Source organism: Halorussus marinus, assembly GCF_004521895.1.
Classification (GTDB): Archaea; Halobacteriota; Halobacteria; order Halobacteriales; family Haladaptataceae; genus Halorussus; species Halorussus marinus.
In genome coordinates this window covers 88,815-104,013 of the sequence record NZ_SBIR01000004.1, presented here as the reverse complement: position 1 = coordinate 104,013, position 15,199 = coordinate 88,815, and the positions used below count along the sequence as shown (strand labels likewise).

Annotated in this window: 16 protein-coding genes; 9 read left to right on the top strand and 7 right to left on the bottom strand. The window is 65.5% G+C overall.

What is annotated here, in order from left to right:
- Window positions 1-72: 72 nt before the first annotated feature.
- Window positions 73-1,065, bottom strand: coding sequence for a YeiH family protein (locus EPL04_RS06280; protein WP_245154536.1), 993 nt, complete (start codon window positions 1,063-1,065; stop codon window positions 73-75).
- Entirely contained in the window at window positions 1,062-1,187 is a 126-nt protein-coding gene (locus EPL04_RS19305; RefSeq protein ID WP_280177950.1) for a hypothetical protein, read from the bottom strand. The genes EPL04_RS06280 and EPL04_RS19305 overlap by 4 nt, the downstream gene beginning before the upstream one ends.
- A 116-nt stretch (window positions 1,188-1,303) precedes the next feature.
- Here EPL04_RS19305 and EPL04_RS06275 point away from each other — a divergent pair, with 116 nt between their 5' ends.
- From EPL04_RS06275 to EPL04_RS06235, 9 genes are all read left to right on the top strand, one after another.
- Entirely contained in the window at window positions 1,304-2,836 is a 1,533-nt protein-coding gene (locus tag EPL04_RS06275) for a lipopolysaccharide biosynthesis protein (RefSeq protein WP_134670480.1), read from the top strand.
- Between the two features lie 66 nt (window positions 2,837-2,902).
- Window positions 2,903-3,865, top strand: coding sequence for a M48 family metallopeptidase (locus EPL04_RS06270; protein ID WP_134670479.1), 963 nt, complete (start codon window positions 2,903-2,905; stop codon window positions 3,863-3,865).
- Window positions 3,866-3,917: 52 nt separating this feature from the next.
- The gene (locus EPL04_RS06265; RefSeq protein ID WP_134670478.1) at window positions 3,918-4,508 is read left to right on the top strand and encodes a plastocyanin/azurin family copper-binding protein; all 591 of its coding nucleotides are present in this window, start codon (window positions 3,918-3,920) and stop codon (window positions 4,506-4,508) included.
- Window positions 4,509-4,609: 101 nt separating this feature from the next.
- Window positions 4,610-6,232: a spermidine synthase gene (locus EPL04_RS06260; RefSeq protein ID WP_134670477.1), complete on the top strand. Its 1,623-nt coding sequence runs from the start codon at window positions 4,610-4,612 to the stop codon at window positions 6,230-6,232.
- A 149-nt stretch (window positions 6,233-6,381) separates the two neighbouring features.
- Window positions 6,382-8,634: a LamG-like jellyroll fold domain-containing protein gene (locus tag EPL04_RS06255; RefSeq protein WP_134670476.1), complete on the top strand. Its 2,253-nt coding sequence runs from the start codon at window positions 6,382-6,384 to the stop codon at window positions 8,632-8,634.
- A gap of 220 nt (window positions 8,635-8,854) precedes the next feature.
- Window positions 8,855-9,322, top strand: a complete 468-nt coding sequence (locus EPL04_RS06250) for a GNAT family N-acetyltransferase (RefSeq protein ID WP_134670475.1) — start codon at window positions 8,855-8,857, stop codon at window positions 9,320-9,322.
- A 462-nt stretch (window positions 9,323-9,784) separates the two neighbouring features.
- Window positions 9,785-10,165 (top strand): SpoIIAA family protein, encoded by a 381-nt coding sequence (locus tag EPL04_RS06245; protein ID WP_134670474.1) that lies wholly within the window; start codon window positions 9,785-9,787, stop codon window positions 10,163-10,165.
- Window positions 10,166-10,283: 118 nt separating this feature from the next.
- Window positions 10,284-10,571 (top strand): hypothetical protein, encoded by a 288-nt coding sequence (locus EPL04_RS06240; RefSeq protein ID WP_134670473.1) that lies wholly within the window; start codon window positions 10,284-10,286, stop codon window positions 10,569-10,571.
- A 3-nt stretch (window positions 10,572-10,574) separates the two neighbouring features.
- Window positions 10,575-11,096, top strand: coding sequence for a winged helix-turn-helix transcriptional regulator (locus EPL04_RS06235; protein ID WP_134670472.1), 522 nt, complete (start codon window positions 10,575-10,577; stop codon window positions 11,094-11,096).
- Here the strand turns inward: EPL04_RS06235 and EPL04_RS06230 are convergent.
- The 5 genes from EPL04_RS06230 to EPL04_RS06210 form a co-directional block, all read right to left on the bottom strand.
- Complete coding sequence (locus EPL04_RS06230; RefSeq protein WP_134670471.1) at window positions 11,093-11,635, bottom strand: hypothetical protein; 543 nt, start codon at window positions 11,633-11,635, stop codon at window positions 11,093-11,095. The two genes, EPL04_RS06235 and EPL04_RS06230, sit on opposite strands and share 4 nt — an antisense overlap.
- 270 nt (window positions 11,636-11,905) lie before the next feature.
- Entirely contained in the window at window positions 11,906-12,775 is an 870-nt protein-coding gene (locus EPL04_RS06220) for an FAD:protein FMN transferase (RefSeq protein ID WP_134670678.1), read from the bottom strand.
- Between the two features lie 5 nt (window positions 12,776-12,780).
- On the bottom strand, window positions 12,781-13,071 hold the full coding sequence (locus EPL04_RS06215; RefSeq protein ID WP_245154535.1) for a hypothetical protein: 291 nt from the start codon (window positions 13,069-13,071) through the stop codon (window positions 12,781-12,783).
- A gap of 234 nt (window positions 13,072-13,305) precedes the next feature.
- The gene (locus EPL04_RS19300) at window positions 13,306-13,434 is read right to left on the bottom strand and encodes a hypothetical protein (protein ID WP_280633720.1); all 129 of its coding nucleotides are present in this window, start codon (window positions 13,432-13,434) and stop codon (window positions 13,306-13,308) included.
- A gap of 379 nt (window positions 13,435-13,813) precedes the next feature.
- Complete coding sequence (locus EPL04_RS06210; RefSeq protein ID WP_134670469.1) at window positions 13,814-15,007, bottom strand: tyrosine-type recombinase/integrase; 1,194 nt, start codon at window positions 15,005-15,007, stop codon at window positions 13,814-13,816.
- Window positions 15,008-15,199 lie beyond the last annotated feature (192 nt).

The window sequence follows — 15,199 nt, the reverse complement described above, 5'->3', positions numbered from 1 at the left end:
GTTCGCAAGGCGAAGCCAAAACTGTTCGGCCCCCGAGGTTTCGGGGCGTTCGCGACCCGCTTTGGCGCCGGTTCAGAACGCCAACCGGGCGACCGCCAGCGACACCGCGCTCACGACCGCCAGCGACACCCCGACCACCGCGACCGGTCGGAGCCCCGCGCCCCGGAGTTCCCGGAGTTCGACGCTCGCGCCGAGGCCCGCGAACGCGACCAGAAACGCCCACCGGGAGGCCGTCTCGACGCGGGCCAGCGCCGGGTCGGCGACCGCCCCCGAACTCGCCAGCGCGACGAGCGCGACGAACCCAACCACGAACTTCGGAACGCCGTCCCAGACCGCCCGGATCGACCCGCCCGCCGACTGGCCGGTCCGGGCGTAGACCATCGAGTAGCCGACCACGAGCGCCCCCAGCAGGGCGTTGCGAGTGAGTTTCGTCAGCGTGGCCCACTGTCCGGCGACCTCCGAGTGGGCGAACCCCGCGGCCGTGACCGGGCCGGTCGAGAACATGCTGAGGCCCGCCCAGACGCCGAACACCCGGTCGGGAACCCCGAGCAGATGGCCGACCGCCGGGTAGACGACCAGCGTGACCGCGTCGAAGACCAGAATCGTCGTCGTGGCGTACGCGACGTGGCGCTCGTCGGCCCGGACCGCGCCGGCGACCCCCACCACCGCCGAGACGCCACAGACGCTCGCGCCGGCCGCCAGCAGCGAGCCGAGTCGGTCCCCGAGGCCGAATACCGATCGCGAGAGCGCCTCGACGAGCGCGAGCGAGAGCGCGACCACGCCGACCACGGCGACCCCGAGCGCGGGACCAGCCTCGACCACCGCGTCGAGCGAGACGCGCGCGCCCATCAGCACGATGCCGACTTCGAGCCAGAGCTTGTACGTCTCGGCGCCCGGCCGGAGCACGGCCGGCACGCCGACGGTGTTGGCGACGATCGCGCCGATCGCGACCGCGGCCAGCAACGCGTTCACCGGCGCGATCGCTCCGAGCGCGCCGGCACCGAGTCCGACCGCGACGAGAAAGCCCAGCCCGGGGGCGAGACCTCGGAGCGACCCCGCCGTCACGGCGCCAGCACCGCGAGGCCGACGACGAGCGCGGCGATCGCGACCGCCCGCCACCCGCGTTCGAGGGCCAGCCACCACTGTTCGAGTCGGGCGAGAGAGTCCGAGAGCGACGAACCTGCCATCCGTTGTCCCCATCCCCGCCCGGTTTCGGGTTAGTGGTTTCGATCCGGCTCTCCCGGTCGTCCGGTATCACATCGTTTAATGGCCCGACCTGCCACCCCGCAGGTACGACCCACAGATGAGCCCCGAACCCGAAGACGTCTCCGAGGAGGAGCGCGACGCGCTGTTGACGATCGCCCACGGCGCGGTCGTCACCTCGGGCGGCGTCTCCGCCCAGCGCGCGCTGATCTCGGCGACAGAGTTCGTCCTCGCGCGCGGGCTTGGCCCGGTCGCCTACGGGGTGTACGCGCTCGCGTGGCGGATCGCGCAGTTGCTGATCCGGCTGGTCACCTTCGGGAGCGTCCCGACCCTCCAGCGGTACCTCCCGGCGTACGCCGAAGAGCCGGCGCGCCGATCGCGGGTCGCCGGACTCGCGTACGCCACCACGGCGGGGTTCGGGGTGGCGATCGCGGCGGGGCTGGGACTGCTTGCGCCGTGGATAAACGAGACGACGGTCGAGCATCCGTCGTTCCCGGCCGCGATGAGGCTGTTCGGCCCGCTCGTCGCCCTGTTCGGGTTTGTACTGGTCTACGCCGCGACCTTCCGCGCGGTCGGGTCGGCCCGGGGCGAGGTGCTTTTCAACAAGCTCCTCCGTCCGGCGGTGCGGCTGGTCGGGGCGGTCGGCGCGCTCGCGGCGGGCTACTCGGTGGTCGGCGTGACCGGCGCGTTCGTCGCCTGCGCGGCGGTGCTCGCCGCCGTCGGGTTCCCGGTGACGGTGAAGGCGACGGGCGTCCGACCGACCGTCCGCGGCCTGCGGTCCGAGGCGCGTCGGTTCTACGACCACGCCGCGCCGGTGGCGATGAGCAGCGTCGGGAAGGTGTTCCAGAACCGCGTCGACATCCTGCTCGTGGGCGCGATGCTGACCGCGGTGGCGGCCGGGATCTACAACGTCGTGCTCGTGTTGGTGTCGATCGCGTGGATCCCCCTGCTGTCGTTCAATCAGCTGTTGCCGCCGGTCGCCTCCGATCTCCACTCGAACGGGCGGACGGAGACGCTGAACGCGGTCTACTCGTCGGTGACCCGACTGATCGTCACCACCGTGGTGCCGATCCTCGCGGTGCAGGTGGTGTTCGGTCGGGAACTGCTCGCGCTGTTCGGGCCGACCTACGCGCGGGGGTATCTCCCGCTCGCGGTGTACCTCGGGGGCGTGTTCGTCGGTAGCGCGGTCGGCGCGACCGGCTGGCTCCTCATGATGACCGACCACCAATACGCCCGGATGGCCCTCGACTGGCTGTTGGCCGTCCTGAACGTCGTCCTGACCTACCTGTTCGTCGTCGAATTCGGGCTCGCGGGCGCGGCGCTGGGCACCTCGCTCGCGATCGCGGTGCAGAACGGACTGCAGGTCCTCCTGCTCAGACGCTTCGAGGGGCTGTGGCCGTTCGACGCCTCCTTCCTCAAGCCCCTCGCCGCCGGCGTCGCGATGGCGGCGTCGATGACGGCCGTCCGAATGACGGTGGCACCGCCGGGGGCGATCGGCGTCGGCCTCGCGGTCGGGCTCCCCGTCTACGTCGGGAGCCTCCGGACGCTAGGAATCGACCCCCGCGATCGACTGGTGGTTCGGGAACTCGCGGGCCGCTACCGGACCGACATCGCCGACGCCGTGCCGTTCTGAGGGGCGGTCGCGTGGCGCGTCGCGGCGACCGACACGGCCTTGGCGCCGACGCCACTACGTCCGCGTATGCGCCGAGTCGGTCTCCGCGTCCTGACGGGGCTCGTCGGCCTCGCGCTTCTCGCGGCGTACGTCGGCGTCGCGTATCTCGGGTATCGACTGCTCGCGGCGATCTGGCTCGCCCGCGGCGACGTGTTCACGATCGTGGCGTGGACGACCGGGCTCGCGGTCGCGTTCGGATACCTCAACTACCGGTTCGGTACGCGACGCCTGCTGGCGCGCCTCGACGCGGTCGAACTCCCCCGGAGTCGCGCCCCGGGCGCCCACCGCCGGCTCGACCGGCTCGCAGACAGGATGGACGCCGGGCGCCCGCGCCTGCTGGTCGCGGCGCTCGGGGCGCCGAACGCGCTCGCGGTCCACGCGCCCGGCGGGAGCGCCGTCGTGGTCGACCGGTCGCTGTTCGGCCTGCTGTCCGGCGCGGAGTTCGAGGCGCTGCTCGCCCACGAGCTCGCGCACCTCGAACGCAGGGACAGCCTCGTCCAGACGCTCGCGTACAGCGCCGGCCAGTCGCTGGTCTGGGTGGTCGTGGTCGTCGCGTTGCCGTTCGCGGTCGTCGGGTCCGGCCTCCGGCGCGCGCTCGACTGGCTCCGGGGACGACCGCCGGCCGAACGGGACCGGCCCGGCGCGGGGCTCGGGCGTCGGATCGGGCAGGTGGTGCTGGTCGCGTTCTCCGGGCTCACCCTGCTCGTGCTCGCACACTCGCGGCGCCGCGAGCTCGCGGCCGACGACCGGGCCGCCGAACTCACCGATCCGCTCGCGCTCGCCCGCGCGCTCCGGAAGATAGAACGGGCCTCCCAACCCGGATGGGGACTGCTCTCGCCGCTGACGGTCCGGGGCGAGGAGGACGGTCCGCTGACCCGTCTGCTCTCGACCCATCCGACGATGGACGAGCGCGTCGAACGATTAGTCGCGCGCGCCGACCGCGAGCCGACGGACGCCGAGACCCGTGGTAACTGGCAACGTGAGGCGTGATACGCCCGAATCGGCCGTACGCGTTATTCGTCTGTAGCCACTAGACCCGGCCATGAACCGACGAACGTTCTTGGCGGCGACGAGCGCGACCGCAGTGGGCGGGCTGGCCGGCTGTTCGTCTCCCGGCTCCGACGACGAGGAGACGACCGACGAAGAGACGACCGAGCCCGACGCGGAGACCACGACGGAGGCGACCGACGGGGAGACGACCATGGCCGAGGAGGGCGGAGCCGTCGAGGTCGCGATGATAACCGAGGGAAGCGATTACTACTTCGACCCCATCGGGGTGGCCGTCGAGCCGGGCACGACCGTCACGTTCGTCAACGAGAGCGGCTCGCACTCCTCGACCGCCTACGCCGAGTCGAACAGTTCCGCCGAGGTGACCCGGATCCCCGAGGACGCCGAAGCGTGGAACAGCGAGACGCTCACCGAGGAGGGCGCGACGTTCGAACACACCTTCGAGGTCGAGGGGACCTACGACTACTTCTGCATCCCGCACAAGACGCTCGGGATGGTCGGGCGGATCGTGGTCGGCGAGCCCGGCGGTCCCGCAGAGGGGAGCATGCCGCCGGACGGCGACGTGCCCGAGAGTTCGACCATCGTCGAGGAGGGACCGATCTCCTACGAGGAGTTCTCCGGGTGAGTCGGTCGCCGACGACCGCCCGGCGTCCGGCCGGAGCCGTTCGGTCGGGGCGACTCGCGCGAGCCAACCCTTAACAACCCCCTCGCCCTACCTCACACCGAATGGCCGGCCAGCGACTCGGTAGTTCTCGGGTGAGCAAGCCGGAGGCCGCGGTGTTCGTCTCCGGCGTGGCGAGCATGGGCCTCGAAATTCTCGCGGGGCGGATCGTCGCCCCCCAGTTCGGGAGCTCGATCTATACGTGGGGGAGTATCATCGGCGTCTTCCTCGCGGCGCTGAGCCTCGGCTACCACCACGGCGGCCAGCGCGCGGCCGAACGGGCGGCCGACCACCAGCTCGTCCGGCTGTTTCTGGGCACCGCGGCGTACGTCGCGGTGCTCATCTTCGCGGGCGACCTGCTTTTGGCCTCGACGGCCGCCATCCCGCTTCCCGGGCGGTTCGCCTCGCTCCCGGCGGTGACGCTGTTGTTCGGCCCGCCGACCTACCTGCTCGGGTTCGTCAGCCCCTACGGCGCGGAGCTGTCGGGTCGAGAAGTGGTCGGCGAGGCGTCGGGTCACGTCTACGCGGTCGGCACCGTCGGAAGCATCGTCGGCGCGTTCGGCACCACGTTCTTCCTCATCCCCGAGCTCTCGATCGTCCAGATCGAACTGGCGTTCGGCCTCCTGCTGGTCGGAACCGCGCTGTGGCTCGCGGCCCCGACGTTCCGGCGCCGGCAGGTCGCCGCCACGCTCGCGGTCGGGCTGTTGCTGGTGGCGGCGGCCGCGAGCGGCTCGCTTGGCGTCTCGGCCGCCGGACAGGTCGTCTACCAGACCCAGACGCCGTACCAGGAACTCGAAGTGATCGACCTCGGCGACACCCGGACGCTGTACCTCGACGGCCAGCGACACAGCGCGATGGACCTCAGCGACCCCGACAGGCACGTCTTCGACTACACGCGGTACTTTCACCTGCCGTACCTGATGGCCGAAGACCCCGACGACATCGACCGAGTGCTGTTCGTCGGCGGCGGCGGGTTCACCGGTCCCAAGCGGTTCCTCGAGGAGTACAACGCGACCGTCGACGTCGTGGAGATCGACCCCGAGGTGATCGACGCGGCGAAGCGCTACTTCGGGGTCGAGGAGTCGCCCCGGCTCAACGTCTACAACGAGGACGGCCGGCGTTACCTCCGGGAGACCAACCGAACGTACGACCTCATCGTGCTCGACGCCTACAAGAAAGACAAGGTCCCGTTCCAGCTGACGACCGCGGAGTTCATGCGCCTCGCCGACAGTCGGCTCTCGGCCCACGGGATCCTCTTTGCGAACCTCATCTCCGCGCCCGACGGGCCGGCCTCGAAGTTCTACCGCGCCGAGTACAAGACGGTCTCGCAGGTGTTCCCGCAGGTGTACGCCTTCCCGACCTCCGAGACCGGCGCGATCCAGAACGTCGAACTCCTCGCCACAAAGCGCGACGGCCGGGTCACGAAGGCCCAACTCCGCGAGCGCAACGACCGCCGGGACGTCGGCATCGACCTCTCGAACGAGATCAGTTTCTACCGGAGCGACGAGCGGACCGACGACGTGCCGGTGCTCCGGGACGACCACGCGCCCGTCGACAGCCTGCTCGACCCGATGGTGGGCCAGCGCTACGTGATCGAGACCAGCCCCGACGCCAACGAGACGGTGGTCGACGGCGACCCGGCCGAACGACCGACCGTGGTTGAATCGCCCGGACGGGCCGGGATCTGAGGGTCGCTCTGTCGGCCCGCGATTCGGACCGGCGACTCTCCGCGCTTCGACCGATATCGCCGGAGAGCCGCCGTCTCGACGTGACTTCGTTCTTACCCGAAACCCGACGAATCGACGCTTTCATATACTGGTTTTCAGTTGTGGCTGATATGTCGAACAAGCGGTCGTTACAGTTTCGCAGACAGTTCCTCAGGACGGGCCTCGCGGGTTCGATGCTTGGGCTGGCGGGGTGTGCGCGGCTCGCGCAAGTCCAGGAGTCCGACGGCGAACCGGAGCCGACCGAGGCGCCGGATCCGAACTTAGAGAGCGCGCGGTTCCGCTTCGAGTACGACGAGCGAGCCCGGCGGGTCGCGATCACCTACCGGGGCGGCGCACGGATCGTCGGCGGCGACCTCCAGATCCGATCTACTACCGGGAAACAGATCGCCTGGTCGCAGCTCGGGTCGACGACGGCCGACACCGACGAGCCGATTCGGGCGGACGCGACCGCGAAGCTGGGGGCGTCGATTCTCAACTGGGACGATCCGGTCGACGCCGGGACGACGATCAGGCTGGTCTACACGGGCCAAGACGCGCCGGCCACACTCGGGCGCTTCACGGCGTCGGGGACGACGACGCTCACGACCACCGTGCGCTCGACACCGACGACGGCGGCCACGACCGCCCCGACGACCGATTCGGCGACCACCACCCGCTCGACTACCGCGTCCACGACGACCACGCCCGACGAGACCCCGCCGTCTATCAGAGCGCTGAGCGTCGCGAACACCGACGACGACACCCTCCGGATCTCGTTCGACTCCAGCGAGCGACTCGCCGCGATCCGGGCCCGGATCAGCGGCGCCGCGTCGGTCACGCTGACCGCCAGCGACTTCGATGCCAGTCGAACCGGCGACGCCTACACCTACGAGGCGACCTATCAGGCCACGACGACCGGCACGTTCACGGTCACGCTCACCCGCGCCGTCGACGCGAGCGGGAACGACGGCGCCGGGACCGACGAGGCCAGCGTGACGATCGAGACCGACGACTCCGGGGACCCCGTCGCCGGCGACCAACTCCTCGCGCGCTGGCCGCTCCGGGACGGACTGGGCGATTCGGTCGGCGGCTACGACGCGAGCGTCGACCGCGGCGATCCCACTTCGGACACGTTCGCCGGCCGGTCGGCGACCGCGTTCCACGGCGACGTCGGCGCCCGGATCAGTCGCGGCGATCACGGCGAACTGAGTCTCCTCGGTCGAAACGACGGAGCGTGTTCGTTCAGTACGTGGGTCCTCTTCGACACCGACGCGGGCGGTCGGCCGTACGACAGCGGCGAGACGGCGGTTCACACTCTGCTCCGGAACGACACGGGCTACGTCATCACCGGAGCGCCGGCCGAAGACGCAGACGGCGTCGACATCGGCTTCGCGATCCGCGACGTCGGCGCCAGCGCCGCCCAGAAGTACACTATGCCCGACGGCGACAACGTCGTCGTCTCGACCGGCGAGTGGCACCACGTCGCCGTCGTCGTCGACCCGACGAACTCCGTCCGGATCTACGTCGACGGCGACCGCGAGTTCAGCGACGACTCGATGGACGGGTACAGCGAGCAAAACAGCGACTACTGGAGCGACCTGACGCTGGGCAGTTGGTACGGCGGCAACCCCGCCAAGTGGGCGAACATTCTGAACGGGAAGCTCTCGGACTTCCGCATCTACGAGACGGGACTCTCGGAGTCCCAGATCTCTCGGATACACGAGGCCGGCGCGACCGGCGAGTCGAACTCCGAGGAACTGTCCGCGCCGATCTCGGCGGAACACGGACTCGCACACCACGACGGCGTCGTGTACGGCGTCTCCGACGGACAGATACTCGCGTACGACCTCGAGGCCGACGAGATCACCGACCGGATCTCGACGCCGAGCGACGGTCAGCCCGAGGGGCTCGCGTACGGGAACGGCTCGCTCTGGTTCGCCGACGCGATCGCCTCGGACTACGACGGGAAGATCGTCGAACTCGACCCCGCGACGGGGGACGTCGAGTCCGAGATTTCGACGTCCTGGGACCCCCGCGGGCTCGCGTTCGGTGGCGGATCCCTCTGGGCCGTCGACATCACGGGGAACAACGTCGTCGCCTTCGACCCCGACGGGACCGAACAGGGGTCGTTCAGTACCGCCGACGTCTCGTGGGGGCAGGGACTCGCCTACGCCGACGGCTCGCTGTGGCTCGGCAACGACTGCGACGGCGACGGCTGTACCGTCTCGCTCCGGGAGTTCGACACCGACGGGAGCCTCATCCAGCGGACCGACCGGCGCAGCGCCAGTCCCACCACGGGGTACGGCGGCCTCGCGGCGACCGATTCGAAGCTCCTCGGTCCGAGTTCCGACGGCTCCGTGACCGAACTCCGAACGCTCGAGTAGGCCGGTCGAGTCGGTCGCGATCGGCTCGTTCGGCTGACACTCGTGCTGTGGCGTCGGGCCGACCGAGACGGACCGCGCCATCCAAAGCATCGTCGACCGCCGGACACGGGACCGCGAGTTCGTCGTCTTCTCCCCGATTACCGGCCGCTCGCACACCACGTCATGCCAGCATCCGGCACGCCTCGCTTAATTTCAAGAACGAGCGCCCGGGAGTCTCTGCATGGAACTCCTCGAAGCCACCACTGACGATCTCGACGCGCTCGTCGATCGCTGGTATTCGCTCGCCGAATCGATGGAGTCGTTCGACGACCTGAACGAACTCGTGTACGCGGACGCCGACGATGTCCCCGAAGACGGATTTCGCGATCAGTTCGACGACGACCGGATCACCGACTATCTGATCGTCCACGACAACGAGACGATCGGCTACGTCAAACTCCGGGAAGGCCACCATCCCTCTCGGCAGTACTCGCACTACCTCCGTATCGTCGATCTGTACGTCGACGAAGACCGACGAGACCGCGGTCACGGTGCGGACGTCGTCGAACGCCTAAAGGAGATGGCTCGCGATCGCGGTTGTGACCACCTTAAAGTCTCCTGTGAATGGCAAAACGAAGACGCACGACGCTTCTACCGCGACGCGGATTTCCGACCGAAGCAAATCGAGTATGCGCAACCGTTGAAGTAACTGACAGATGCGCTCGGTGCGGGAAATTAACGGCTACAACGGTAACATCCGGTGCATCGTCAACCGACTCTCCTCGCAGGCTCTCTCGAATTTTCCCAGTTTGAGTGGAGACCGGCTCAGGCGCGTGTTGATGGTGGCAAAGGCGATAATCGAAGCTGAACGAAAAACAGCCCCCAGATACTGTAAGACAATTAGAACCGTACCAGAACTTACGATCGTCGATTAATTATCAGCAGATGCGCGTTTGCAGTGTCTCCCTACCGCCCTCTGAATTTTTAATAATACACTCAGATCTTTTGATAATTATTAGATATAAAGACCACATTTATAGCAACTATTTTAATAAATCGAGGGTATCAAGATCGTGAAAGATGATCGAGCCGAAAACTCCCCCCGCACCCACTACCGATGACCGGTGATTCGAACCCCGAGTTCACCGACACAGAGCGGTCGGCTTCCTCCATGTTCGAGATTCTCGAAGCGACTGCCGACAATGTAGTCGCGGTTCGGATGGGGGACGGCCGGCCCGCGGGGTATCGGGATTTCTACGACCTCCTCGTCGAGAAGACCGACGAGCACGGGACAGTGCACGTCTACGAAGAGGTGACCGAATGGACGCTGTCGACGTATCTCTCGCATCTGCACGGCGTCGTCCCCGATCTGCGAATCGGGCCGGAGTTCGACATCGGCAGATACGCCGCAGTCGGTGATTCCCATTGGGCCAAGCTCCTGTACCAACAGTGGCGTGCGATCGCTCCGGTCTGGCCGGTCGCCCCGGACGAGATGCGTTACTACGAACTGTCCGAACGCACTCGGGCGCTCAACTGGGTAGAAGGCCGCTGAGGAATCAGACGATTAGATTCGACGGTTGAACGCCAATCGTTTTCCCGTCCACCTCCATTCGTTGAATCGTATCGATCGCCGAGTACCGCCCACCGACTCCGTGTACAGATAGTAACGTATGTCACTCCCTCAACTCCTCGAACAGTACGTCAGCCTCGGGATCTTCGTCCTCGCCGCGGGGCTCAGCGTCCTCAGCTTCCTCGCGTGGCGACGGGAACGTGACCGCCGGATGCGAATTGTCACGCTCGGGTACGCGATGTTCGCCGTCTACGGGTTCGTCGTGTTTCTCGAATACCCGCTGCGTCCGTATTTCCCGTACGCCACGCTGGAACTGCTCGAACACGGGAGTGCGATCTTGATACTCGGCGGTCTCCTGGCGTTCTTCGTCGCCTTAACGCGGGATTGACCAATGCCGGATCCGGACCTCGAATTGACCTCCCGGCGGACGATCTACCAGCGGATAGCCGACACGCCGGGCGTCCACTTTCGCGCGCTACTCAGCGACCTCGAGTACGCGCAGGGGACGCTCCAGTATCACCTCCGGTGGCTCGCCGACGAGGGACTCGTCGACGTCTCGGACGACGGCAAGTACACGCGGTACTACCCCGCGACCGAGTTCGACGAGACGGATCGTGCAGTCATGAACGCGCTCCGGCGCGAATACAGTCGCCGCGTTCTCGCACACCTTCTCGCGGACGGCCCGCTCTCGACGACCGAGCTGAGCGACCGCCTTGACAAGGCCCAATCGACGGTCTCGTGGCATCTCTCGAAGCTCGCCGAGGCCGACCTCGTCACGAGAGAGCGCGACGGCCGACGTGTCGTCTACGATGTCAGCGATCCGGACCGCGTCGAGTACCTGTACACGGTTCACCAGCGCTCGTTCGCCGACAGGGTCGTCGACCGCATTCTGGGGCTCTGGGACAGCTACTAACCCGGTGTCGTGTTCGACAGTATCCCGCGGAGCACCAGCAGGCGCAGAGCGAGCACGTACACGAGAAACGCGACCGAGGATCCGAGTAGGGGACGGACGAATCCCGTCAGATCGGTGCCTATCGCTGCGGCATGGATCGTCACGAAGGCGAACCCGGCGTACGCGAACGAGTGAACGACGCGTGGTCCCCACGGTCGATGGAAGCGTCCCGCGTCGGTCAAGCCCAGTACCGCGACGACGAGCACGAGGAGCGCTCCCGCTCCGACGACGAGGCCGCCGAGGAAGTACGGAGTAGAGTACGCGGGCGCCGGGACCTGTTCGGTGACGACGAACCACGCGTCGAGGACGCCGAGGCACGCGTGCAGCAGCGTGACGATCATCGCAAACACCGATAGCTCGATATGGACGCGTCGGGCGGCCTCGTGGACCACGCCGAACTGCTCGGTGTTGTAGAGAATGCCTGTGAGTACGGCCAGATACAGCGATGGATACGTGACGAGTGCGGCACCGCGGTCGAGTACCCAGACGAGTCGTGACATCACGACGCCCCCGTCGTTTCGACGACATCGGGACAGCCGTCCGAATCCCGGAACCCGTTTGCAGTCTCGGGTCGCGTCGGACACGTATCGTTCGAGTCGTCTACCCCGTCCCCGTCGTAATCGGCTGGCGCTTGTCTCGTCGAAACCGTCTGGTCGACGAGGTCGCTCTGCTTCGCTTCGGTCGCTTGGGCGGTACGCACGTCCCCGATCTGCCAGAGTGCGGGAACAACCGCTAGTAGGACGACGATCGCGACTGCAGTGACTCGTTGCTTATGCGTCCAGGACATGTGTCTCGAACCCCTCCGTCGGATGAAAGACTCCCTCGTGGAGAACGAGCGCTTCCAATCCCTCCCATTCCGTTGGGAGGGCCTTCGCGTCTCCGAGCGGGAGCCCAGCAAGTGTCGTCGCTAAGGCGTCGGCCTCCATGCAGTCGCGGCGCGCGAGAACGGTAACGGATTCGTGACGCGCGCCGATCGACTCCGTGGTGGAATCGTATATGTGGTCGGTGCCGTTCCGCGAGCGTCGGTATCCCCCGGATGTCGCGACGTACCAGTCCGTGTCCAGAACCTTCAGCGGTGTGGCGTCGCCGTACGGACTCTCGACGGCGACCGGGCCGGTCGGTGGAGACATGTCCCCGCCACCACTGACGAACTCGCGTCGACCGAGACCTGCGAGCGCCTCGCGGACCCGATCTACGATGTACCCCTTCGCGAGACCATTGAGATCGAGTTCGACATCTGTAACGACGCGTGAGCCGTCGACTCGGACGGTCCCGGCGTCGAACGTCGCCGGGAGTGTGTCGGTGTCACCACGCAGGAACGATTTGAGCTCGTGTTCGACGTGTCCCTGGTGGATATCGAACGCGCCGCTCGTCCGATCGTAGTACTCGAGACCGCGGCGGACGATGCGTGCAACGTGCTCGTTCGTGACCTCGCCCTCACGATTGAGGCCGGCGACAGCGCTCGTTCGGTCGAAGGCGTTCAGCTGTGCTTCGAGTGCCTCGGCCGTGTTCCGGGCCTCAGTCACCGCGGCGTCGGCCCGGATCCCCGTCGCCTGGACTCGAAACGTCGTATCACAACAGCCGAACTCTCGGCGAGCGTCTCCGATCCGTTCGTAGACCGATGCGAGCGACCCCATCATCTCGGTCACTCGTCCTCCTCGTGTTCTCCGTCTTCCCGTTCTTCCTCGCGATCTTCGCGTTCCTCGTCCTCGTAACCGGACTGCGTCTGGACTGCCGGCGTGAAGTCCTGATTGGGCGTTGGGGCATCGTCAGCGACCCGTTGTGACGCGGGGGTGCCGGGTGAGTCGGCTTGTTCGTCAGTCTGTACGAGCCCGCCGCCGGACGTCGCAAGGCCACCGGCTACGACGGCCGTGAGCAGGGCACCTGCGAGCGTGAAGGCGACGAGTTTGTTATCGGGGACTGGAATGGACACCATCAGTTACACCCCGTTTGTGAATCGCTCGCTACTGCGTGTCGGTCGTTTTTTCTTGCCATTGCAAATAGGCGGTGAGGACCGCCTCAGTAAACCGTTCGCGTCCAACTCTCGAACCTTCGTACACCTATCGAATCGAAAGGGACACTGGCTATCGTCCCGACGCATGCTGTCTGGCGCCACGACTGCAACGACCAGGATGGGACGAGTCTTCGTGACCGCAGTCTCGAACGCCGCCTACTCCTCCAGCACGATCTGCTCGCGCGGCATCGTCTCGCCGGACTTCTGATCGTAGATTTCCCAGAACTCGCGATCGTCATCCAACTGGTTTGCACAGGCTCGACACCCCATGTGGTTGTTCGTCATCCCCCACGGTGTGTGGCCGTTCGGCGTAGATATCGCGGGCCGGGCGACTCGGGAGGTGATCCTGAATTCCCTGCTGGTCGCGAATCTGAGTACCACAGAGCGCGCATTCGGTGGTGACGACCGTGGTTTTCCCGCTCTCGTAGTGGCGGTACTCGATCACGCCGACCACCCCGAAGATGACCCGAGAACGACAGCTACGACTCTTACGGGTTTACGTCGCTTGGTGACACCAGAAACCTTCGCAACGCTTAATTTCAGAATGGGGTCGGAGGGACTCCAACCAGTCGTTTTTCGACAGACTGAGCCGTTTTCACAGACGTTTTCGACAGGGTGTGAGTGGTCATGACACCCGTCTTTTTATGTGGGGGAGTTCTGCCGGTCATTTTGTTGGAGATACGGTGCTGTCGTCCTCGTTCGTATCACTCGATTCGTCAGAATCTGGCGTACTCTGTGTCCCCTCACAATGGTCTTCCACAGACTGGGACAGGTCTGTGGAATCTTCTACGTCGTTGATGGAGTCTTCGAGGACACCGGTGTACTTTCGACGACGGTTCTCCATCTTCTCGCGGTCGTCTGGAACGTCGTAGTGTCGTCGAATCGTTTCAACGGAAGCGTCAACTCTGTCAGATACGTCGTCAGGGGAGATTCCCTGGTCAAGTTGCCACTGGATTGATCCAGTCCGAATTCGGTGGGGTGATCGGGAACTTGGGCACTTACTTGCGTGATCTCGCTTTCGGTACTTACACTTCTCTGCGTTCTCCCCGTGTGGGCACGCGATGCGGATGCAAGGCTGGGTAGCGATGTAGATTGCTCCGCGAATCTTGGCTATGCTTGCTCGGCCCTGCCTAGTCGTGAACAGGGGTTTACGTCCGTTTTCGTCTCGCTTCTCGTTGCGGTCCCGAGCGATGTAGTGATCAAGGACGTCAGCAACGTCTTCGGAAATTTCGACTGGGTCTTCACTATCGAGTTTGTTTTTGAGACGTGTTCCTTCATCTGCCCGATGCTTGAAGTCAAGGAACGGGCCATCCGCAGGATCGTCTGCATCGGGTTCTCGGGTGTAATCACTGAGGTCTAACCCAGAGAGGGCCTGAACTCGTCGGCCGGTGAACCATGCAACTTCTGTCACCACATGTTCGAACGTTCCGTTCCACTTGGGGGAGTCCCGCATGAAGCGGATCTGAGGAAGTGCATCCGTCTTATCCCACTTCTCTGTGTTTACCTCTTGACTCCGATCAAGGTCTGGCACAGTAACCGCTGGGTGAAGATACCCGTCAAATGCCCCTTTTTCACCGAGGAACTCTAGAAATTGCTTCAGCGTTTGAAGCTTGTTTTTGACTGTGACCCCACCCCAGTCTTCGCGGGCGTGTGCGTAGTTTTCGTACTGTTCAATGGTCCATTCGGAGAGATCGCCGACCCGTTCAATCTCGTGTTCGATACACCACCCGAGAAACGGTTCGAGATCCTTGCGGTTGGAGCGGATAGTGTTCTCAGTATGGTCGATGGTGCGCTTGTTGATCCAATACTCGCCTGCAGCAGTGGGGTCGAAATCTCCCGGATCCTCTGGGAGTTTCAACTTGATCGCCCCGAAACTGCCTTTATGCTAGGTGTGCTATGTTGCATTGTTCTGGTCGTGCCGTGTTTGGACAACGTGAATCGGCCTTGGCCAGAACCTGTGAAGGTGTAGTACGTTGCCAGACGGGTACACCCTCACAGTCATTCTGACCCGCGACCTCATCCCGTCATTGGTTGATATATTCCGTCAGTA